Below are 20,552 nucleotides of genomic sequence, written 5' to 3'. Positions count from 1 at the left end.
GCCGCCGCGGGACCGGCCTACGGTGGCGTCGACCACGGCACGACCACCGAGTCGAAGGATCCGACGTGACGTTCTCCGCTGCCCACTGGCAGAGCCGCCTCGACGCGTTGCGCGCCGCCCACCACGTACCCGGCGCCACCCTCGCGGTGTTCGCCGACGGGCGGATCCACGAGTTGGCGAGCGGCGTGCTGCACCGCGGGACGGGCGTGGAGGCCACCCCGGACTCGGTGTTCCACCTCGGCTCGCTGGCCAAGGTCTACACCGCCACCCTGGTGATGCAGCTCGTCGACACCGGCCGGCTGGACCTGGACGCTCCCGTCGCCGAGATCCTCCCGGAGTTCGCCCCGGCCGGACCGCCCGGGGCGGTCAAGGAGATCACCGTGCGCCGGCTGCTCAGCCACACCGGCGGACTCACCTGTGATTTCACGCATGACAGCGGGCGCGGCGACGACTGCCTGGCCGGCTACGTGGAAGCCGCCCGCAACGTGGCGCTCGACTGCCCGCCCGGCACCGCCGTCTCCTACAGCAACATCGGCTACAGCATCCTCGGCCGCATCGTGGAGGTCGTCACCGGACGTACCTGGGACCAGGCCCTGAAGGAGCGGATCGCCGCCCCGCTGGGCCTGACCAGCACCATGACCCTGCCGGAGGAGGCACTGGCCTTCCGCACGGCGATGGGCCACCTGCCGGGCGACGGACCCGAGCCCGAGCCGGCGCCGGCCTGGGACATGATGCCCCGTTCGGCAGGGCCGTACGGGCGGGTCCTGGCGACCGCGGCCGACGTGCTGCGCCTGGCCAAGCTGCACCTCGACGGCGGCGCCACCGCCGACGGCACCCAGGTCCTGGGCGCCCGTGCCGTCGCGGCGATGCAGCGCTGGGAGGTCGACGTCCCCGACCGGTGGACGGTGAGCGCGGACGGCTGGGGGCTCGGCTGGTCCCTGTACGACTGGGACGGTGTCCCGGGGTACGGACACGACGGCGCCTCCCTCGGCCAGTACTGCTACCTGCGCGTCGTGCCCGGCGCCGACGTCATCCTCGTCCTGCTGACCAACGGCGGCGGCGCCCGCGGCCTCTACACCGACCTGTTCCGCGAACTCCTCGCCGACCTCGCCGGCGTCCGGACGCCCCCTCCCTTCGCGCCGCCCGCCCACCCGCCGGCCGTCGACATGACCCCGCTCCTCGGCACCTACCGGCGCGAGGGAGTCGTCATCACGGTCAGCCTCGCCCCCGGCGGCCGCCCGCACCTGCGCTACGAGTTCGTCGGCGGCCTGCGGGACTTCTCCCCGCCCCTGGAGCTCGACCTCGTCCCGCTCAGCGCGACGGTCTTCGCCGCGACCGACAGCGGCCCCGGCGCCGGCCGGGCCTGGACGCCGGTCGTCTTCGCCGCCCTCGTGGACGGCACCCCCTGCTGCTACACGGGCCTGCGCTGCGCCCCCCGGACCCCTCCGCGCTGACGCCCACGGACCCGCCGCCCGTCGACGGCCGCGGGTCCACGGGCCCGCCCCCGCACGGCCGGCGCGCGGGCGGCGCCGACCGAGTGAACTCCGCCACAGGGCGGTCCAGGGGTGCCGCAATCCCCGGGCGCGGGCCGCCCTCCCGGTTATGCACCTAGTTGCAAAACCTCCACCGCCTCGCTAGAACAGGTGCATCACCCCCGTGCGAGGAGGCACCCCCGATGAGTCCGCAGAGTTCCCACAGCCGGTACCCGCACCTGCTGAGCCCCCTGGACCTCGGCTTCACCACCCTGCCGAACCGCGTGATCATGGGGTCGATGCACACCGGCCTCGAAGAGCACCAGGGCGGCTTCGAGCGCCTCGCCGCCTTCTACGCCGAGCGCGCCCGGGGCGGCGCCGGCCTCATCGTCACCGGAGGCATAGCCCCCAACGACGCCGGCCGCCCCTTCGAGGGCGGCTCCCGCCTCACCACGGAGGAGGAGGCCGCCGAGCACCGGGTGATCACCGAGGCGGTGCACGCCGAGGGCGGGAGGATCGTGATGCAGATCCTCCACTTCGGCCGCTACGCCTACCACAAGGACCTGGTGGCCCCCAGCCCCATCCAGGCGCCCATCAGCCCCTTCGTCCCCAACGAGCTCTCCGACGCCGACGTGGAGCAGACGGTGGAGGACTTCGTCCGAGCAGCCCGGCTGGCGAAGCTCGCCGGCTACGACGGCGTCGAGATCATGGGCTCCGAGGGCTACCTGATCAACGAGTTCATCGCCGCCGCGACCAACCGGCGCACCGACCGCTGGGGCGGCTCCTACGAGAACCGCGTCCGCTTCCCGCTGGAGATCGTCCGCCGCACCCGGGAGGCCGTCGGCGAGGACTTCATCCTGGTCTACCGCCTCTCCATGCTCGACCTGATCCCCGGAGGCTCCACCCTCGACGAGGTGGTCCACCTCGCCAAGGAGATCGAGGCGGCCGGCGCCACCATCATCAACACCGGGATCGGCTGGCACGAGGCCCGCATCCCCACCATCGCGACCTCCGTCCCGCGCGGCGCCTACACCTGGGTCACCAAGCGGCTGATGGGTGCGGTGAGCGTCCCGCTCGTCACCAGCAACCGCATCAACACCCCGGAGATCGCCGAGGAACTGCTCGCCGACGGCCGCGCCGACCTCGTCTCCCTCGCCCGGCCGTTCCTGGCCGACGCCGACTTCGTGGCCAAGGCGGCCGCCGGCCGCCCCGAGACCATCAACACCTGCATCGGCTGCAACCAGGCCTGCCTCGACCACACCTTCAGCGGCAAGATCACCAGCTGCCTGGTCAACCCGCGCGCCTGCCACGAGACCGAGCTCGTGCTGGCGCCCACCCGGCTGAAGAAGCGGGTCGCCGTCGTCGGCGCCGGCCCGGCCGGCCTTGCCTGCGCCGTCTCCGCCGCCGAACGCGGCCATGCCGTCACCCTCTTCGAAGCCTCCGGCCACATCGGCGGCCAGCTCGACATCGCCCGCCGCATCCCGGGCAAGGAGGAGTTCGAGGAGACCATCCGCTACTTCGGCACCCAGCTCGCCGCCCACGACGTCGACGTCCGCCTCGACACCCGGGCCGACGTGGAGACCCTCCAGGGCTACGACGAGGTCGTCGTCGCCACCGGCGTCACTCCCCGCACCCCCGACATAGAGGGCGTCGACCACGCCAACGTCGTCAGCTACCTCGACGTGCTGCGCGACGGAGCCCCCGTCGGCGAGCGCGTCGCCGTCGTCGGGGCCGGCGGCATCGGCTTCGACGTCGCCGAGTACCTCACCGACAGCGGCGAGGGCGCCGCCCAGGACCCGGACGTCTACTTCCGCCACTGGGGCGTGGACACCGCCTACACCGGTCCCGGCGGGCTCACCGCCCCCGAGCGGCCCGCGCCCCCGCGCCGGGTCCACCTGCTCCAGCGCAAGACCACCAAGGTCGGCGCCGGACTCGGCACCACCACCGGCTGGATCCACCGTGCGGAGCTCAAGCACCGCGGCGTCGTCTCCGTCGCCGGAGCCACGTACGACCGCATCGACGACGAGGGCCTGCACATCACCGTCGGCGACGAGCAGCGCCTCGTCCCCGCCGACACCGTCGTCCTGTGCACCGGCCAGGAACCGCGCCGGGACCTGTACGAGGCGCTGCGCGCGGCCGGCGTCGACGCCCACCTGATCGGCGGCGCCGACGTGGCGGCCGAGCTCGACGCCAAGCGGGCCATCCGCCAGGGCACGGAACTGGCGGCGAAGCTCTGACCGAAAGGGGATTGTGGCGGTCCGGGCGGGCCGCCACAATCTCCCGGTGACGTTCTCTCCCGCAGACGCAGACAAGATCCTCGCCGACCACTTCGCCCCCTGGGTGCTCGCCCTGGGACTGACCGTCCAGGAGACCGGCGAGCGGCACGCCGTCCTGCGGCTGCCCTGGTCGCAGGAGCTGGCCCGTGACGGCGGCGGCCTCTCGGGACAGGCCATGATGGCCGCCGCCGACACCGCCACCGTCATCGCGATCTCCGCCGCGCGCGGCGGGTACGGACCGATGACCACCGTCCAGCAGTCGACGAGCTTCCAGCGGCCGGTGGTCGGCGCCGACGTGCTGGTCCACGTACGGGTCACCAAACTCGGCAAGCGCATGGCCTTCGCCGACATCACCCTGACCCCGGACGGCGCCGACGAACCGGCCGCCACCGCCTCCACGGTCTACGCCCTGCTCGGCTGACCGCGGGGGCCTCCCGACGAGCGGCCCGGCCGGCCCTGGTCAGAAGCGCCCGGGTGCCCCCGGGAAGGGCACCGGCTTCGCCGGCGCCGATGCGCGCCGGTCGGCCGCCGCCGGCGGGTTCTGGCAGGTCACGTCCTGGGCGGGCAGCCGGCCCGTGGTCAGGTACGCGTCCACCGGGGCGTTGGCGCAGGAAGCGGGGTCGAAGAGGTACACGCCGTGGCCCTCACCGCCTTCCGCCAGCACCATCCGCGAGCCCTTGAGCGCCCGGTGCAGGCCCTGGCCGCTCGTGAGCGGGGTCTGCGAGTCCCATTCGTTCTGCACCGTCAGCACGTTCGCCCTCTTGTGCATCGGCGTGGCCGCCTCCACCGGCCGGTCCCAGAAGGCGCACGGCTTGATGTTGGACGCGAAGTCCCCGTACAGCGGGTACCGCACCTTGTCCTTCGCCGCGTCGCGCTCGTACTGCTCGGCGTAGCGGGGCCAGGCGCCCGTGTCCCCGCAGACCACGGCCCAGAAGACGGCCGTGCTGTTGTCCGTGGCGGGCTCCTCGGCCGTGCGGCCGAGCAGCTTCTGCTTCAACCCCTGCACGTCCGTGCCCGCCGCCTGCGGCCTGCCCTCGGCGGCCGCCTTCAGCGCCGCGACCAGCGGCGTGGCCTGCGCCGGATAGAAGAACACCCCGCGGGCGGACCGGATCATGTCACCGGTCACCTTCGAGCCCTCGAAGTCGATGGGCTCGCGGTCGGCGCGCTCCACCAGCTTCCAGAACGTGTCGGAGACCTCGCGGGGATCGTCGCCCAGGCCGAACTCGGCCGAGCGCTCGGCCGCCCACCGCGTCCACCGCGCGAAGGCGGGCTCGGCCTCGGTGGCCCACACCTGGATCATCCCGCGCCAGACCCGCTGCGGGTCCACACCGCTGTCGAGCACGAAGCGGTCCGTGCGCTCCGGGTACATCTGCGCGTAGACGGCACCCAGGTAGGTCCCGTAGGAGTAGCCCAGGTACGAGATCTTCCCCTCGCCCAGCACCGCGCGAATGGTGTCCATGTCGCGGGCCGTATTGCGGGTGGTGATGTACGGCAGCACCGCCCCGGACTTCTCGCGGCACTTGTCGGCGACGGTGCGCGCCCACGTCACGTCGGAGGCGAAGGTCTCGGGGCGGTAGGGGCGGTCGAAGTCCTGCTCCTCGTCGTCCAGCCCGCACGTGAGGGGGCTGCTGGCACCGACCCCGCGCGGGTCGAAGCCGATCAGGTCGTAGCTCTCCCGCACCTCCTTGGGGAGCAGCCCGTCCATCAGCACCGGCAGGTCGAGCCCCGGACCGCCGGGGCCGCCGGGGTTCAGCAGCAGGACGCCGTGCCGTTTGGCGGGGTTCTCGCTCTTCATACGGGATATCGCGATGTCGATCGTGCGGCCGTCGGGACGCCGGTGGTCGAGCGGGACCTTGACCGTGGCGCACTCGTACGAGGCCGGCTGCTCGGGGCTGCACCGCTGCCATGCGGGCTTCTGCCGGAGGTGGTCGGCCGCGGGGGCCGCGGCGGCCTGCGTCATGGTCAGCAGGGGCAGGGTGGTCGCGAGGAGTCCGACGGTGGCGAGCAGCGGCGCGAGGCGTTTTTGGCGCACGGAGCGGTTCCCTTCGAAAAGAAGTCGCTGACGCCGCAAGCTTGTTGTACGGCAGGGCCCGGCGGAATCATCCCGAAGGGCCGTGCCGTGTGCTCCTCGCGAATGACCCGGTATCAGGACACTGGCCGACGCGCCGACGTCGCATGCCGCGCCACCGACTCAACCGCCCGCGGCGGGAGTCGGCAGGTGGCCCGCGTGCTCGGAGGGCGCCGCACCTGCGGACGGTGTCGCGGCCGTGGAGGGCGCGGCGGGCCCGGGGGCCGGGTGCCCTCCGGCCGGGCCGCCGTGCGCGGATCCGGTCTCGACGGTGCCGCCGAGCCGTTCACGGAGCGCGCCGAGGGCGTCCGCGGACCCGGTGGTGACGACCCACCGGTCGCCCACCAGGTAGACCCCGCCGTACGCCCGGGCCTCGTCCAGCCAGGCGCGCAGCCCCTGCTCGGCGGCGAAGGTGGCCATGCGGTACGCGCCCTGTCCCGTCTCGCAGCCGCCCTGGCGCAACTCGTCCGCATCCACGCTCACTTCGGCGCTGCAGCCGATGGCCGTCGCGATCTGCTCGATCGAGGTGCCCGGAGCTGCGGGGGTGCCCGGAGCGGCCGGGGTGGCCGCAGCGGCCTTCGCCGAGCCGGCGGGTTCGGTCGCCTCTCCTGCGCACCCGGCGCACAGGAGCACGGCGGCACAGACCGCGGCGACGGCCGCGAACGGCCGGCGGATCCGAGGGGCGGGGCGGGCGGTGGACGGCATGAGGACCTCACGGGCTGATCGGGAAAAGGGGTCGTGGTGCCCGGGAGGGGAGGGGCCCGGGCACCACGCGCTTTTCGGGGGTGTTGTGCCGTTCAGTGGTGGGGGAGGCAGCCCGTGGGGGCGGGCTCCGCGACCTCAGCCGGTGGCCGTCACCTTCTTGCCCTTGTCGGAGACCGCGAACCAGACGCCCTGCTTGCCCTGCCCGTTGATGTCACCCGGCTCCTTGTCACCGGTGAACGTGTACATGGGCCAGCAGTCGATCGTCAGCTGTTCGGTGCCGTCGGGCCGCTTGAAGGTACCCACCAATTCCGCGGGAATTCCCTTCACCAATTCCTTGTCCACGGCCTTGACGGGCTTCCACGTATTCAGGCAGGCGCCCAGGCAGTTGGTCTTCATCGGCCAGGCGCTGTCCTTGTCGAACCGGTAGAGCGTGCGGCCTTCCGCGTCCGAGAGAATGGGGCCGAGCTTGGTGTTCCGGTTGACGCCGATCGGCTCCGCCTTGGCAGGCTCCTGCCCGCCGCCCTCACCCGCGCCGGCCTCCGCGGCGCCGCCCGCGCTCGGGTCGGCGCCGGACCCGGAGCCCGCCCCGCCGCCCGCCTTGGCCGGCTTGCCGTCCGGAGCCAGCACGTGCCACGTCCCACCGACGCCCTCACCGAGGGTGTCGCCCGCCTTGGTGTCCTTCGCGTAGCGGTACACCGGCCAGCCGGCCAGCGTCAGCTGCTTGGTCCCGTCAGCCCGCTCGACCGATCCCAGCAGGGCCTTGTCGATGCCTTCACCGGCCGAGGCGTCGTCCGCGGACACCGCCGGCCAGGCCGTCGCGCAGTCCCCCTCACAGGTGGACTTCGGCGGCTTGGGCGTGTCCTTGTCGAAGCGGTAGAGCGTGAAGCCCGCACTGTCCGTGACCGTCGCGCCCAGCTCCGCGGAGGCCTTCACCTTCAGCTCCCCGGCCGGCCCGGACTTCACGGTGTCGGCCGCGGGAACCGCGCCCGACCCGCCCCCGTAACCGTCGTAGCCGGACCCCGCCTGTTTGCTGTCACCCACCGGCTGGACCGAATTTCCCTTTCCCGCGGAGTTGTCACCGCTGCCGCATGCGGCGGTCAGCATCAAAACCGCGACGGCCGACCCGGCGAATACTCCACGACGCATTTTGTTCACGATCTCTCCTTCAGGTCAGGATTCGCGTTCTCGTGCCCTGGGTAATTTCTACGGGGCCGGTGGAGGAGAATGCCGATATCATTGAGAATTTGTCAGATCGCGCCAACATTGAACCCGGGGGAGTTGGTTCAGTCCTGGATGCGCAGCGCGAGCGCCGGGCAGCGGCGCACCGCACGCTGCGCCTTCTGCCGCAGCTGCGCGGGCACGGGCATGGACGCCTGCGACGGGTAGCCGTCCGCGTCGAGCCGTACGACGTCCGGCAGGATGTCCACGCACAGCCCGTGCCCCCTGCACAGGGTCCAGTCCACCACCAGGCGTTCCTCGGGGGTCTCGTCCTGCGGCAGGGGCAGTGCCCCCACCACCCTCCGTCCGCAGCCGCTGCCGAGGGCGTGGTCGCGGAACTCGTCCGGGAACGCCGCGAGTGCAGAGGCCACGAAGGCGGCGGTGCCGTCCGGGTGGCTGCACGCCCCGCGGCGCCGCACCACCTTCATCCGGGCCTCGATGGTCTCCAGAGCCGATCTGCCCCCGCCCCGGACCGCGTCCTCCAGTACGTCGGCCAGTGCGGGCAGGCCCCGGAAGCAGGGGCCGCACTGCCCGGCCGTCTCGTTCGCCATCCACCGGGCCACCCGGGCCACCTCGGCGGCCGGGCAGGTCTCCTCCGGCAGCGGCAGGACGGCCCCCGCCCCCAGGACCGCGTCGAACGCCGCGAGGGACCCGCGCGACAGGTCGGCGATGCGCGCGGATCCCGGATCCAGCCACTTGCCGTGGTAGCCGCCGACCAGGACGCCCTGGCCCGGATCCAGGCCGCACAGTTCCAGGACGTACGCCAGCGGGGTGCCGAGGGGCGCCTCGACCACCGTGGAGCCGGCGATGGTCAGCATCACGGTGCCCGGCTCGGACGGCAGGCCGACCGAGCGGTAGTCCAGTGCACCGAGCCGCGCCGCCACGGCGAGCTGGGCGTAGGTCTCGGTGTTCGAGAACAGGGTGGGGACGCCGCCCAGGCCCCGCTCGCTGGTCCGGATCTTCTGCCCCGAAGGCAGCGTCGGCCCTCCGTTGAGACCGTTGACCATGGAGGTGCTCTCTCCGGTCACGAAGCGTTCGGGCAGGGCCTGCACCCGCACCTGGCGGCCGGCGGGACCCCGTTCGGCCACCGCCGCGCGCAGTGACTGCTCCACGTCGGGCCGGGTGACTCCCACCACGACGTCGTCGGCGTCGACGGCGGCAGCGGCCAACAGGGCCCCGTCGAGCACCAGGTGCGGGGCGTGCAGCAGCAGCGCCTTGTCCTTCAGGCAACTGGGCTCGCCCTCACTGGCGTTGACCACGACGGCGGTGGGCGTGTCGCGGCCCTCGGCCGCACGCATCACGGCGCGCAGCTTCCGGGCGAAGGGGAATCCGGCGCCGCCGCGTCCCCGCAGGTCGATGTTCTCGGCCAGGTCGACGAGCTCGTCCGGCCGGTAGCGCGGCAGTTGGCCGTGCGTCGTCAGATGGGCGACACGGTCGAGCCGGGGAGCCTGGTCGAGGCCCGCCAGCAGTCTGGGAGCGCCCACGCAGCCGAGGCTGGGGCGCGGGAAGCCGCTCACAGCCGCCACTCACGGGTGACGAACTGGTCGCCGTCGAAGCCGGTGGGGGCGCCCGTCGCGGTGGGGACGCCCATGCCGGTGGGAGCACCCATGCCGGTGGCAGCACCCAGGCCCAGGCCGCCGTCCATGGAGGAGCCGGCCGGGTCGGCCGCGTACACGGCCGTGAGGGCGGGCCGGTCGTCGGGGGGCGGTGCGGCCGGCCCGGTGTACTTCTCCCGTTTGCCGGCCGCCCGGGCCCGCGGTTCCCGCCGCGGCCGGGGCACGGCGGCCACGACGGGCTGCTGCGGAACGCCGATCGGGCCGGGAGGACCTGCCGGCTCCTCGGCCATCCTGGCCCGGAGCCGGAAGGCGAGGATGCCGGCGACCCCGAGCAGGCACAGGGCGTACGACACCGTGACGTAGAGGTCGGCCGCGCGTCCGGCCTTCAGCCCGTGGACCAGCGAGGCGCCCCATGCCGGGTAGGCGCCGAAGTGCAGGGCCCGCCACCACAGGGAGCGGCCCTTGGTGGCGAACACGCTGCGCACGGCGCCGGAGACGGCGACCGCGACGAAGAGGTATCCGGCGAGGCTGCCGAGCCCGATCAGGAGGGGCTGGTCGATGTCGGTGAAGGGCACCACCGCGGCGGACGCGTTCACGCGCTGCTCCGCGATCTTCACCCATATGTGCAGGGCGAGGAAGCCGAGCCCGGACACGGCGAGACCGCGGTGCACGCCCTGGGCCAGCAGCCGGTGACCCGACTTCAGCAGCAGCCGGTCCGTGGAGACCACGCCCCACAGCACCGTGGCGGTGAGCGAGACGAGCGAGAGGACGCCCGCCCCGAAATCGAGGAACTCCCACAACTGGGAGAAGGCGCCCGCGCGGGCGGCCACGGTGAGGGAGACGATGGCCGCGCCGACGGCGCAGAGCGCACCCGGACTCATCCGTCCGGGTGCGGGCAGGAGTGAGGGCCGCCGGACGGCCCTCCGTCCGGCGGTCGGAGCCGATGCCGCGTGTCGGCTCTTACGGCGGGCCCTGTGCGGGCGAGGCATGTGCGGCTGGGACAAGGGCATCCAGGTCTCCTGTGCGCCTGGTCTCCGAGCGCTCCACCTGGCGCTCGGGACCCGGGGGTCGTTGTCGTCTCTGCCCGGCCGCGCTGTGAAACTCCGCGCCGGCCGAGGGAACTTGGGGCCGGAGTGCAGCAGCATCGTGGAGCTGCACATCAGCTCCACAGGATTTATCTAAACGTGATAATTTCTCGCAGCGCGTCTCCGGCGCATCGAACAACACCGGAAGATTCCCCTCCAGCGGAGGTTGCGACAGGCCACCGCGCCGCCCGCCACCTACGCGTCCCGGAGAGCAAAATCAAAGCAAAGTCCCGGGACCGAAGGTGGTCGGACCTCTCCAGGAGGGAGTACGAGGGCCGCAACTCTCGTGTCGTACACAGAAGTTGACGCGAGGGGCAACCTCGGCGGGTCTGCCGCTCTTCCCCGGGCAGGCCTCACCCCGGCACGAACGAGGAAAACGATGTGCGAACTTCTGAACCGCATCTGGTCCCGCCCCCGAGGCGAGTGGACGCGCGTCCTGCGCAGGGAACTTCCCGCACTGGCCGCCGAGATAGTGGAGGAGCTTCTGCATGGAATTCCGGAATTTTCCGCACTTATCGATGACAACGATGCCATTGATGCAGAGGTGCTCCGGCAGCGGGTGGAAGAGGCACTTCTCACCACTCTCGGCTACCAGGAGCGATCCCGGGAACAAACGGACGAGTACCACGACCAGCCGCAGAACCAGGTCGAAACCGGGCTCGGATCCGAGCCGGAAACCGAGGGCCGGCGCGCGGCCGGCAGCAAGGAGGCGGCGTACGAGTGCGAGATCACGCACGAGGGCCGGCGCGACGACCTCCGGGAGGAGGCCCGGCCCCGGTCCCGCGAGGGGCTGCGGGAGCCGGGCCGCGACCGCGCGCCGGTGGGTGCCCGTGAAGAAACGGAGGAGACCGGTGAAGGAATCCGGCCGGGCGACCGCGCCCGCCAGGAGCTGTTCAGGACCCTCACCGACGACCGCATCGCGTCCGACAGCTCCCTCACCGAGCTCGCCGAGGCGGCCGGATGGCCCCTGCCGATGGCCGTACGGGCCATTGTTCCGGCCACGCCCGGCGAGGCACAGCAACTGGCGGCCGTCATGGACGACGCCCTCGTCGGGATGTTCGCGGGCCGGCCGTGCCTGCTGGTCCCGACCCCGGACCCGGAGGTCCGCGCACCACTGGAGCAGCTGCTGCGCGGGCGGTTCGCGGCCGTGGGGCACGCCGTCCCGCTCCGGGACACGGCTTCGTCCCTGCGCTGGGCGCTGCGTCTGGCGGGGCTGACGCCCAGCCGGCCGGGCGTGGAGCCCCGGGTCGTCTTCGTCGACGACCACCTCTCGACTCTGCTCCTGCTCCAGGACGAACCCCTTGCCCATGCTCTGGCCGCCCGATGGCTGCGGCCCCTCGCGGACCTGACCCCGCGACAGAGCGAGCGGCTGGAGGTGACCCTGCTGGCCTGGCTCGAAGGCGGCGGGGCGCCCGAAGCCGCGAAAGCCCTCAGCGTGCACCCGCAGACCGTGCGGTACCGCATGCGCCAGCTGGAGAAGCTCTTCGGAACCGGCCTGCGCGATCCGCGGACCCGTTTCGAGCTGGAGATGGCTCTGCGCAGCCGCCGCCTGATGGCCCAGGTGCGGCGCCAGCACTCCCGCGTGACGCGCAGGACGGCCCGCGTGATCCAGGCGGACTTCACCCCGGTCGTCGTCGGCCGCATGGCCCGCGTCAACGGCCTCTGAGAACGCACCGCCCGGCCCGGCCCCGTCGTCACGGGGCCGGGCCGGGCTTTTGGTGTGCCTGTGTGCTTCTGTGCCCGTGTGCTCCGTGTGCTCCGTGTGCTCCGTGCGTCCCTGCCCGGGGCGCCCTGTGCCCGAGCGGACCGCGTCGGTCCACCGGGCAGACCCGCCGCGCAACCCGCAGGGCGGTCCCGGCTCCTTCCGCCGACCGGGTACACGGCGGGGCGGTCGGGGTCGGGGGGACGTGCGTGACGCTCGTTACCGGCGAGCGGGCCGGGGCCGGCGCGATCGGGCCCGGCCGGCGTACGGGCCCACGGTCCTGCCCTCCGTAACGGGGCCGTGGGCACGTACGCCGGAACACGAAAGAGGTGTTGGTCCGAAGGGGGCTTCGGACCAACACCTTTCCCGGGGACGGGCGCGGGGTGAGGAGCAAAGGGGGAGCGCCCGCTCCCGGGAGCGGATGGGGGCTCGGCCCCGCCGCGGGCGTCAGCGGCAGCGGCGCCCGTCGTTGATGCAGCTCACGGCCCGGTTCATCAGGCCGTTCGACATCACGTTGATGAAGTCGCCGTGGTCGGTCACGGGCTTGTGGAGCTGCTCGGGGAAGCTGTCCACGGCGATGCGGGACCCCGGCGACACCCCGTACACGATGCGCTGCACGAGCTGCGGGATCGCGGTGAAGCCCTTCTGGCAGCGGCCGTTGCGGTCGGGGAAGGCCACGTGGGTGCGGTGGTTGGCGCTGTCGGTGTTCCGGCCGTCCCAGCAGCTCTGGAAGGTGAAGGTGCGCACCACGTCACTGCCCTTCGGGCAGATCGGGTACTTGTCCTTCAGCTGGCGGTCCTCGAAGCCGGTGCAGCTCCAGGATGCGTTGGCGTTGGCGTTGCCGTTGGAGAAGGCCTTGGCGTCACCCGTGATGATGCGCATGAAGCGGGGCATGGCCTTGACCTTGCCGACGGGGCTTCCCTTGAACTCGATCGTCACCTGCTTGGGCTGCAGGATCGTGCCGACGTTGCCGTCCTGGCCGCCGCCGGGGGCCTTGGCGTCCCGCTCCGCCTTGCCGTCGCGCAGGCGCAGCACGGGCCAGTAGTAGGAGGACTGGTCACCGTTGTTGCACGTGGTGCCGGCCCGGGCGAGGCTGTCGTTGGTGGAGAAGGCGTCGGTGGACACGTTGCCCACGTAGTCGTGCATGTGGTGGGCGCCGTTGGAGACGCCGGGCGCGACGATGACGTTGTCGGGGTTGAAGTGGCCGTTCTCGTTGCGGCCGCACTGGACGCTGAAGGAGCCGGTGGAGGCGCCCCCCTGGGCCTTGGGCTTGCGGGCGTTGGGCCGGACCTTCGTGATGTTCACGAAGTCGCTCTTCGCCGGCCCGTTCTTGCTGCCGGCCGCGGCGGACTTCGCGTCGGCCCCGGCGCCCAGCGCTGCCGCGCCGGCCGCGCCGTCCTGCTCCGCGGGCGCCTTCTTCATCTCGCAGGAGCTCAAACCGGCTATTTCCTTGGGCGGTTCGGCCACCTTGCCGATCGCGTCGGACACGCCCTTGATGGTCTGCTCGCGCTGTCCCTCGAGGTCGCCGAGGAGGGCGTCGCCCTGTGCCTCACCGGCGGCGAGCCGCCGGTAGGCCTCCGCCACCTGGTCGTCCAGCTTGGCCAGGTTCGCGTCGACCTCGGCCTTGACCTGCTCGGGTACGGCGGTCAGCTTGTCCCCGACGTCGGGACAGTCGATGGTGGTCGTCGACTGCGCCTTGCCGTTGTCGTCCTGCCCCGCGGACGCGTTGCCGGCGACGACGGCGACCCCGCCGCCGCCCAGCACGAGCGCGGAGACCACCCCCACGAGTTTGGTCGTCAACCGGGGGCGCTTGTGGCCCTTTTGCCTCATGCGATCACTTCACTTCGTCGGTGGGACATTGTCGGAGAGCCCGTCGAAGTCGACCAGCCCGGTGTCCTCGAGGACCGTGATGTGGTCCAGCACCGTGGCGTTGGCGGACGTGGCGAGGGCTCGCACCATGGAGTTGCGGGTCTGCGCCCGGATCCCGGCCAGCAGGGAGAACACCTTTCCGTGCGCCCGGCGCAACAGCTGCGTGAACAGGCGCTCGTACTCGTCCCCCTTGGCGCGGCTCATCTGGCCCAGCCAGTCCTGCTGCTGAGCGGAGGGCTGGTTGGGCAGGTCGATGCCGAGGGCCTGGCCGACCTGGATGACCTGTCGGTCCAGTTCGGTGTGGCCGTCGACGAGGTGGTCCCCCGCCGTGCGGATCGCGGGGCGCGTACCGCGCTGTTGGGCCTGCCGCCCGGCGGGCAGCTCCCACAGCCCCGCGAGACGGACCTTGCGGACGAAGTCCCGGTCCGCGGCCGTCAAGGGCCCGTAGGCCGTGCTCACCGTGCCGAGGCCGTCGTCCTCGCCCGCCGCCGGTGCGGCGGCGGCGACCGTGGTACGGCTGCCGAACTTGTCCACGGGGACCAGCAGGGCGATCAGGGTGAGCGCGAGCGCGGTGATGACGACGCCGCTCGCGATCGAGTACCTGGTGGCCGTGGACCAGCCTCGAGTGGTTCTCCGCCGCAATGACAGCAATGTGCCTCCTTGCTCCGTGGGGCCGGGAAGGTGGCGGGGCAGGGAGGTTCCGCAAGCGACGTGCGGTGCAACACCCGCATTCCCGGGGGTGTCACGGGACGGTAGTGCCCGGCGCGACGCCCCTGCCGGAGCACATCACCATCGGACAAACACTCTGGCGCTTCCGGGAAAGGCTGATATCTTGCCGCGCTACGGCCCGGCCGAGGGATGCGGGGACGCCGGTGCCCCGTAGCGGGCGGCGATCTCCGCCGCGCGCGCGTGCAGGCGGTCGCGCAGCCACTGGGGGGCCAGCACCTCCGCCCCCGGCGCGAGCTGCCACAAGGCCCACTCGGCGTGCCTGCGGTCCTGGTAGCCGACTTCCAGCCGCAGCAGGCCGTCCCCTTCGTCCTCCTCGGCGAGGACGGCCACCGCACCGCCCACCAGGTCCTCCCGCCGTGCCGCCGCCACCCGTACGAGTACGGTCACCTGGTCGGCTCCGGCCCGGAACCGCCGGCTGCGCTCCTGCCAGGCCCGGTCCAGGTCGACCCGTTCCGGCCGCTGCGCCGGTTCGGCGAGTTCCTCCGCCGCCAGGACCCGCGACAGCCGGTAGGTGCGGTCCGCGCCCGCCCGGGTGGCCAGCAGGTACCCCTGGCCGCGTACCGTCACCAGCCCGATGGGATCCACCGTGCGCCACTCGGCAGCCCGGTCCGCGGCCGCGTAGTGGATGCGCAGCCGGTGCCCGGCGAACACCGCGCGCCGGATCCCGCTCACCACGGCGTCCGGCAGTTCCTCCTCGGGGGTCTGCCGCCGCGCGAGGGCGTCGGTGTCCGGGTCGACGAGCAGGCGCCGCGCGGCGCCGGTCGCGGTGGCCCGCTGCTCCTCGGGCAGCGCGTCGACCACCTTGCGCATGGCCGAGGCGAGCGCCGCCCCGAGGCCGAACGCCTGCGCCCCCCGCCGTGATCCGGCGACCAGCAGGGCGAGCGCCTCGTCGTGGTTGAGGCCGGTGAGCTCGGTGCGGAAACCGGGCAGCAGGCGGAAGCCCCCGTGCCGGCCGCGTTCGGCGTAGACGGGCACGCCCGCAGCGGACAGCGCGTCGATGTCGCGCAGCACGGTACGGGTGGACACCTCCAGCTCCCGGGCCAGGGCGGTCGCCGACATCCTGCCGTGCCGGCGCAGCAGCAGTACCAGGGAGACCAGCCGATCGGCGCGCACAACGAAAACGCTACCGGAATACACGACAGTCGATGTCGTGATTGCTTGCGAGGCTTCACCACGTCACAGGCAACATCGCACAGGAGAGGTGACCCGTATGGCACACGCCGTCGTCAACCCGGAAACCCTGCACGACCCGACCCCGTTCGGCTACAGCCACACCGCCGCCGTCCCCGCCGGTACGGAACTCGTCCTCGTCTCCGGCCAGTACGCGTCGGGGCCGGACGGCGCGGTCGTCTCGGCCGACTTCGCGGAGCAGGTGGAGCGGACGTTCGACAACATCGGCGCGGCCCTCGCCGCCCACGGGCTCGGCCTCGCCGACGTGGTCCAGCTCCGCACGTACGTGGTGGACCACGACGCCACCCGGCTCGGGCCGATCGCCGCGGCCGTCCAGGCGCGCTGGGGCGCCGAGCCGCCCACGCAGACCCTGCTGGGCGTCGCAGCCCTGGCCACTGCGGACATGCTGATCGAGGTGGAGGCCGTCGCCGCGCGGCCCTGACGCCCGGCCGCCCGGCGCGCAGGCGCGGGTCGCGGTGCCGTTCCGGGCCGGGACGCATCCGGCCCGGAACGGCGCTGTCCGCGTCAGGCGGGCGTGGCCGCGCACAGCACCTCGCGCGCCGGCCGCCCACGCCGCTCGGCCCGCGCGGCCGGAAGGTCCGGCTCCGGCGCGGGCGGGCGGGTGTCCGTCAGCAGCGCGACCAGCGAGGCACGGGCCCGGGCCACCCGGGAGCGGACCGTGCCGATCGGGCAGCCGATGGCCTCGGCGGCTTCCGCGTAGGGCAGACCCAGCAACTGCGTGAGGACGAAGGCCTCCCGCCGCTCGGACGGGATCGCCGCCAGCAGCTCCGCCAGGGCGATGCCGTCCTCGAAGCCCGGCACCCCGTACGGCTGGGCCTGCTCCGCGGCGGTCTGCCAGTCGCAGCGGTCCGACAACCGCGGCCGGGCGGCGGCATGGCGGAGGCTGTCCACGACGGTACGGCGGGCTATGGACAGCAGCCACGTCCGCGCGGAGGAGCGCCCCTCGAACCGGGGGAGACCGCCGAGGGCGCGCAGGAACACGTCCTGGGTGAGGTCGTCGGCGGCCTGCGCGTCGGCGCTCAGGTAGGCGACGTAGCGCCACACGTCGCGGTGGAGGGCGCGCACGAAGCGGTCGGTCTTCGCACGGTCGCCGTCGCGGGCCGCGAGCGCCAGCCGGGTCACGGCCGCGTCGGAGTCCTCGGTGTGCCGCGCGGGACGCGTGCCGGTGGTACAGGACAAGGAGTTCGGGGCAGGAGTCATCGCCAAAGGTCCTTCGGTGCAAAGGGAGTCCGGCGCCGCGCGCACGGCGGGACCGGTGAGGGGGCACGGCCTGCCCGAGGGCACGGCCGAGGGCCCGAGGCGGCGCATCCACGCGTCGTGTGCGGTGTGCGGTGTGCGCGGGAGCGGTGCGCGGACGCGGCTGCGGCTCGGGTGACCGGCTGTCAGAGGACAGCGGTCGCCGCCGGCGGCCCCCTTGAGGTGATGGCGTGGACGAGGAACAGCCTGCGCGGTGTGCGCGGCTCGCGCCGCGGGACCACCTGGGGACGCGGCCGGTGCGCGAGCGCGGCCGGACGCAGCAGCAGGCACAGCGGGACCCGCACGCGCGCTGCCACGGCGCGCACCGCGCGGAAGAGGGCGCGTTCGCCGTGGGCGAGCCACAGACCGCACAGCACGGCGGCCAGCAGGTGCGCGGCGAGCATGCCGGTCTGTGACACGAGCACCGTCGGGACGGCCATGCTCCCGTCCTGCCCGACGCCCGCCGCCCGCAGGACGTGCGGATCGGACGCGGCGTCCGCCATGGCGTGGCCGGCATGGTGCGCGTGGCCGACCGCCGACGAGGGCGCGCCCTGCGCCGCCGGGCGGACCAGGGACTGGGCGAGGGAAAACCCCGAGTGCAGCACCGCCTGTACGGCGACGGCGGCTCCCGTGACGGGGAGGATGCCGCGCTCACGGCCGGCGAGGGACCAGGCCCCCGCGGCGGCCGCGACGAACCCGGCGGGCAGCGCCCACCAGGGCACGGGCGTACCCGACATGAGCAGGTGCCCGGTCGCCGCGAGCAGCACGCAGAGGGCTGCGAACATCGCAGCCCGGAAGGCGCGTAAGCAGCGGTCCGGCTCCATGGCGGGGCTCATCCTCGCACCGGCCTCCCGACCCGAACACCAGGGTGCGCACTTCCGGACAAGTTTGCGCGGCACCGCCCCGCAGGGGCCGCGCCGCATGCCGTGTGTGGTGCAGGGCACAGCGGAGCACGGGAACCGCCCCGCCGCTCCACCCGACTGACTACCCGGTCGGACGAGGTGTGCAACGTCCGGGAAGGGGAGACTTCGTGGCGTCGGAGGGAACGGCGACGGCATCGCCGGCGGAGCGGGACGGCCCTGCGGACGGACGGCTGACGGCACTCCTCACCTGCGCCATGGCCTTCTCCATGCTGCAACTGTTCCTGCTCGGGGCGCTCGGTCCGCGGCTCGTCGACGAACTGGCCGTTTCACCGGCCCTGTTGGGGCTCACCACCACGATCGGCTTCGGTACGGCCGCCGTCCTGTCGCCGGTGGGCGGACGGATCGTGGACCGGATCGGCCCCCGGCGCTCGCTCGCTGCGCTGCTGCTGCTCTCGGCGGTCGCGCTCGCCCTGATCGGCGCCGCCCCCGGCGCCGGCCTGCTGCTCGGCGCCGTCGCACTGGGCGGCGTACCGCAGGCACTGGCCAACCCGGCCACCAACCAGGCCGTGCTGCGTGCCGTCCCGCCCGCACGGCGGGGCGCCGTCACCGGGTGGAAGCAGTCCGGTGTGCAGCTGGGGGCCTTCGCGGCAGGTGCGCCGCTCGCGGTGCTCGCGGGCGGGATCGGCTGGCGCGGCGCGGTGTGGACCGGTGCGGCGGCCGCCCTGCTCACCGGGCTGTGGGCGCTGCGCACCCTGCCTGCCGACCCCCCGCCGCCGCTTGCCGGTCCCCGTACGGACCTGGTCCCGCGGGCCATGGTGGCCTGGCTCGGCGCCTTCTCCCTGTTCCTCGGCGCGGGCATCGCCTCCGTCAACACCTACCTGTCCCTGTTCGGCGCGCAGCGCCTCGGCCTGGGAGCGACCACGGCGGGCGCCCTGGTCGCCGTCCTGGGCGTGGCCGGGATCGGCGGCCGGGTCGGCTGGTCCAAGGCGGCCCGGCCCGGGCGCGCCGAGTGGCTTCCGGGCTGGCTGGCGCTCGGTGCGCTGGGCGCGGCCGCCCTGCTGGCGGCCGCTCTCCTCCTGGGCCCGCTGGTGTGGGTGGGCGCGGTGGCCGTCGGGGTGTTCGCCGTGTCCGGCAACGCCGTCTCCATGGTGCTGGTCCTCCAGCGGGCCGCGCCCGGGCGGGCCGGACAGGACTCCGCCCTGGTCGCGGCCGGGTTCTTCACGGGATTCGCGGTGGGCCCGCCGCTGTTCGGGCTGCTCGCGCAGAGCGGACGGTACGGACCGGGCTGGCTGCTGGTGGCCGCGGAGTTCGCGGTGGCCGCGGCCGTCGCGTTCTGCTGGGCGGTACGCGACCGGCGGCGCGGAGGCACGGCGTGAGCACGGCCACCGGCCGGGCGCTGGAGGCCGTCATGGATCGGGTCGCGGTGACCGCCGCCGAGGTGGGCCCGCGCTTCCCGCTGTACGCGGACCCCGCCGACGGGCGGTGGACCACGACCGGCCGGGGCTCGTGGACGGGAGGCTTCTGGGCCGGGCTGCTCGGCCTGCGGGCGCGGTACACCGGGGCCGGGGCCGACCGGCGGGCCGCCGCCGCGTGCACGGCCCGCCTCGCGCCGTGGACGGGGGCCGACACCGCCACCCGCGGGCTCATCCTCTGGTACGGGACCGCCGCGGCCGACGACGACGCCGAAGCGGCCGCGCTTCGGGGCCGCGCGGCCCGGGCCTGCCTGGCGGACTGCGACCCGGGGCTCGGGATCCTGCCCTGGGGCGGTGCGCTGGGCGGACCCCGCCTGCTGGCCCGGGTGGACGGCGTACCCGGTACGGTGCCCCTCCTCGCGGAGGCCGGACCGGACGGGGCGGCCGCGGCGGCCGCCCACCTCCACCGGCATCTCGACCTCTGCCTCGGCCGGCCCGCCGGCGCGGACGGGAACCCGCCCGCCGGCGCGGCCCGAGACCCGGCCCGCAACACGGCCTTCGGCGCGGGCGACGGCGCGGACGCATGGTTCCGGCCGGCCCTGCGCTTCGAGGCGGCCACCGGCGGGTGGGTGCCGTGCGAGGACCCGACGCCCGGTTGGAGCCGGGGGCGTGCCTGGCTGCTCCTCGCGGTCGCCGACGCCCTGCTGAGGCCGGCCGTCGCCGCGCACGACCGGGCCCGCCTCGACGGGGCGGCCGCCCTCCTGCTCGGACGCGGCGGCATGCTCACCGGACCGTCCGTACCGCCGGCCGACACGGCCCGTCCGGACGGCCCCCTCGACACGTCGGCCGCCGCCGTCACGGCGGTCGCCCTGCTGAAACTGGCCCGGATTCCCGGCCCCCGCGCCGGGCAGTACGCGCTGCGGGCCGCCGAGATCCTGGACCACCTCATCGGCCGCCACCTCACCGGCGGGGGAGAGGACCGGCCGTCCGGCATGCTGCTGGACGGCTGCTACGACGCGACCCGGTCGTCGGCGCTCCGCCACGAACTCGTGTGGGGCGACTACTTCCTGGCCCTGGGCCTGGCCGCCCTTCACGGAGCGGCCGACCTCACCCGCGTCTAGAGCCTGTCTTTCGGCTCATGCCGGGCTCGCGGGGCTCCCCGCCCCGGCC

General features: G+C 73.7%; 17 protein-coding genes. 7 read left to right on the top strand and 10 right to left on the bottom strand.

Going from position 1 to position 20,552, the window contains the following annotated elements; genetic code table 11:
• Positions 1-65 precede the first annotated feature (65 nt).
• The 3 genes from IF89_RS0107720 to IF89_RS0107710 all read left to right on the top strand — a co-directional run bounded on the left by IF89_RS0107720 (position 66) and on the right by IF89_RS0107710 (position 4,169).
• Positions 66-1,454, top strand: coding sequence for a serine hydrolase domain-containing protein (locus tag IF89_RS0107720; RefSeq protein WP_043193301.1), 1,389 nt, complete (start codon positions 66-68; stop codon positions 1,452-1,454).
• Between the two features lie 221 nt (positions 1,455-1,675).
• Positions 1,676-3,709 carry an NADPH-dependent 2,4-dienoyl-CoA reductase gene (locus IF89_RS49010; RefSeq protein ID WP_030763115.1) on the top strand — a complete coding sequence of 678 codons (2,034 nt, stop codon included), beginning with the start codon at positions 1,676-1,678 and terminating at the stop codon, positions 3,707-3,709.
• A gap of 46 nt (positions 3,710-3,755) precedes the next feature.
• Entirely contained in the window at positions 3,756-4,169 is a 414-nt protein-coding gene (locus IF89_RS0107710) for a PaaI family thioesterase (protein ID WP_030763112.1), read from the top strand.
• 39 nt (positions 4,170-4,208) lie between these two features.
• On the opposite strand, the gene IF89_RS0107705 is transcribed toward IF89_RS0107710, so the two are convergent.
• From IF89_RS0107705 to IF89_RS46920, 5 genes are all read right to left on the bottom strand, one after another.
• Positions 4,209-5,780 carry an alpha/beta hydrolase gene (locus tag IF89_RS0107705; protein ID WP_030763110.1) on the bottom strand — a complete coding sequence of 524 codons (1,572 nt, stop codon included), beginning with the start codon at positions 5,778-5,780 and terminating at the stop codon, positions 4,209-4,211.
• Between the two features lie 159 nt (positions 5,781-5,939).
• Entirely contained in the window at positions 5,940-6,521 is a 582-nt protein-coding gene (locus tag IF89_RS44485; RefSeq protein ID WP_051806873.1) for a hypothetical protein, read from the bottom strand.
• A gap of 135 nt (positions 6,522-6,656) precedes the next feature.
• Complete coding sequence (locus IF89_RS0107695; protein ID WP_030763104.1) at positions 6,657-7,667, bottom strand: SCO0930 family lipoprotein; 1,011 nt, start codon at positions 7,665-7,667, stop codon at positions 6,657-6,659.
• Between the two features lie 137 nt (positions 7,668-7,804).
• Positions 7,805-9,223, bottom strand: a complete 1,419-nt coding sequence (locus IF89_RS0107690; protein ID WP_234327692.1) for an NADH-quinone oxidoreductase subunit NuoF family protein — start codon at positions 9,221-9,223, stop codon at positions 7,805-7,807.
• A gap of 29 nt (positions 9,224-9,252) precedes the next feature.
• Positions 9,253-10,176: a hypothetical protein gene (locus IF89_RS46920; RefSeq protein WP_063831258.1), complete on the bottom strand. Its 924-nt coding sequence runs from the start codon at positions 10,174-10,176 to the stop codon at positions 9,253-9,255.
• A gap of 763 nt (positions 10,177-10,939) precedes the next feature.
• Between IF89_RS46920 and IF89_RS0107680 the strand changes: the two genes are divergently transcribed.
• Entirely contained in the window at positions 10,940-12,046 is a 1,107-nt protein-coding gene (locus IF89_RS0107680; RefSeq protein ID WP_420706889.1) for a PucR family transcriptional regulator, read from the top strand.
• A 483-nt stretch (positions 12,047-12,529) separates the two neighbouring features.
• On the opposite strand, the gene IF89_RS0107675 is transcribed toward IF89_RS0107680, so the two are convergent.
• The 3 genes from IF89_RS0107675 to IF89_RS0107665 form a co-directional block, all read right to left on the bottom strand.
• Positions 12,530-13,912, bottom strand: coding sequence for a DUF1996 domain-containing protein (locus IF89_RS0107675; protein ID WP_030763096.1), 1,383 nt, complete (start codon positions 13,910-13,912; stop codon positions 12,530-12,532).
• A 9-nt stretch (positions 13,913-13,921) separates the two neighbouring features.
• The gene (locus tag IF89_RS0107670; protein ID WP_030763093.1) at positions 13,922-14,602 is read right to left on the bottom strand and encodes a DUF4142 domain-containing protein; all 681 of its coding nucleotides are present in this window, start codon (positions 14,600-14,602) and stop codon (positions 13,922-13,924) included.
• A 189-nt stretch (positions 14,603-14,791) separates the two neighbouring features.
• Positions 14,792-15,793, bottom strand: coding sequence for a helix-turn-helix transcriptional regulator (locus tag IF89_RS0107665; protein WP_043193295.1), 1,002 nt, complete (start codon positions 15,791-15,793; stop codon positions 14,792-14,794).
• Between the two features lie 97 nt (positions 15,794-15,890).
• Here IF89_RS0107665 and IF89_RS0107660 point away from each other — a divergent pair, with 97 nt between their 5' ends.
• Complete coding sequence (locus IF89_RS0107660; protein ID WP_030763087.1) at positions 15,891-16,292, top strand: RidA family protein; 402 nt, start codon at positions 15,891-15,893, stop codon at positions 16,290-16,292.
• Positions 16,293-16,375: 83 nt separating this feature from the next.
• On the opposite strand, the gene IF89_RS0107655 is transcribed toward IF89_RS0107660, so the two are convergent.
• Both IF89_RS0107655 and IF89_RS0107650 read right to left on the bottom strand, forming a co-directional pair.
• Complete coding sequence (locus tag IF89_RS0107655; RefSeq protein ID WP_078628154.1) at positions 16,376-17,071, bottom strand: sigma-70 family RNA polymerase sigma factor; 696 nt, start codon at positions 17,069-17,071, stop codon at positions 16,376-16,378.
• Positions 17,072-17,253: 182 nt separating this feature from the next.
• A complete protein-coding gene (locus IF89_RS0107650) occupies positions 17,254-17,943 on the bottom strand; it encodes a hypothetical protein (RefSeq protein WP_234327691.1) in 690 nt (229 codons plus the stop codon).
• Positions 17,944-18,137: 194 nt separating this feature from the next.
• Between IF89_RS0107650 and IF89_RS0107645 the strand changes: the two genes are divergently transcribed.
• Both IF89_RS0107645 and IF89_RS0107640 read left to right on the top strand, forming a co-directional pair.
• Positions 18,138-19,346, top strand: coding sequence for an MFS transporter (locus IF89_RS0107645; RefSeq protein ID WP_051806871.1), 1,209 nt, complete (start codon positions 18,138-18,140; stop codon positions 19,344-19,346).
• Positions 19,343-20,503, top strand: coding sequence for a hypothetical protein (locus IF89_RS0107640; RefSeq protein ID WP_043193293.1), 1,161 nt, complete (start codon positions 19,343-19,345; stop codon positions 20,501-20,503). The genes IF89_RS0107645 and IF89_RS0107640 overlap by 4 nt, the downstream gene beginning before the upstream one ends.
• Positions 20,504-20,552 lie beyond the last annotated feature (49 nt).

The sequence above is a fragment of the Streptomyces sp. NRRL F-2664 genome (assembly GCF_000719345.1).
GTDB lineage: Bacteria > Actinomycetota > Actinomycetes > Streptomycetales > Streptomycetaceae > Streptomyces.
This window is presented reverse-complemented; position numbering and strand designations above follow the sequence as displayed.

What these genes read in the sequence shown, in the direction of transcription:
- IF89_RS49010 (WP_030763115.1), top strand. Translation starts at nt 1,676, where the DNA reads ATGAGTCCGCAGAGTTCCCACAGCCGGTACCCGCACCTGCTGAGCCCC.
- IF89_RS44485 (WP_051806873.1), bottom strand. Translation starts at nt 6,521, where the DNA reads ATGCCGTCCACCGCCCGCCCCGCCCCTCGGATCCGCCGGCCGTTCGCG.
- IF89_RS0107675 (WP_030763096.1), bottom strand. Translation starts at nt 13,912, where the DNA reads ATGAGGCAAAAGGGCCACAAGCGCCCCCGGTTGACGACCAAACTCGTG.
- IF89_RS0107660 (WP_030763087.1), top strand. Translation starts at nt 15,891, where the DNA reads ATGGCACACGCCGTCGTCAACCCGGAAACCCTGCACGACCCGACCCCG.
- IF89_RS46920 (WP_063831258.1), bottom strand. Translation starts at nt 10,176, where the DNA reads ATGAGTCCGGGTGCGCTCTGCGCCGTCGGCGCGGCCATCGTCTCCCTC.
- IF89_RS0107695 (WP_030763104.1), bottom strand. Translation starts at nt 7,667, where the DNA reads ATGCGTCGTGGAGTATTCGCCGGGTCGGCCGTCGCGGTTTTGATGCTG.
- IF89_RS0107650 (WP_234327691.1), bottom strand. Translation starts at nt 17,943, where the DNA reads ATGAGCCCCGCCATGGAGCCGGACCGCTGCTTACGCGCCTTCCGGGCT.
- IF89_RS0107655 (WP_078628154.1), bottom strand. Translation starts at nt 17,071, where the DNA reads ATGACTCCTGCCCCGAACTCCTTGTCCTGTACCACCGGCACGCGTCCC.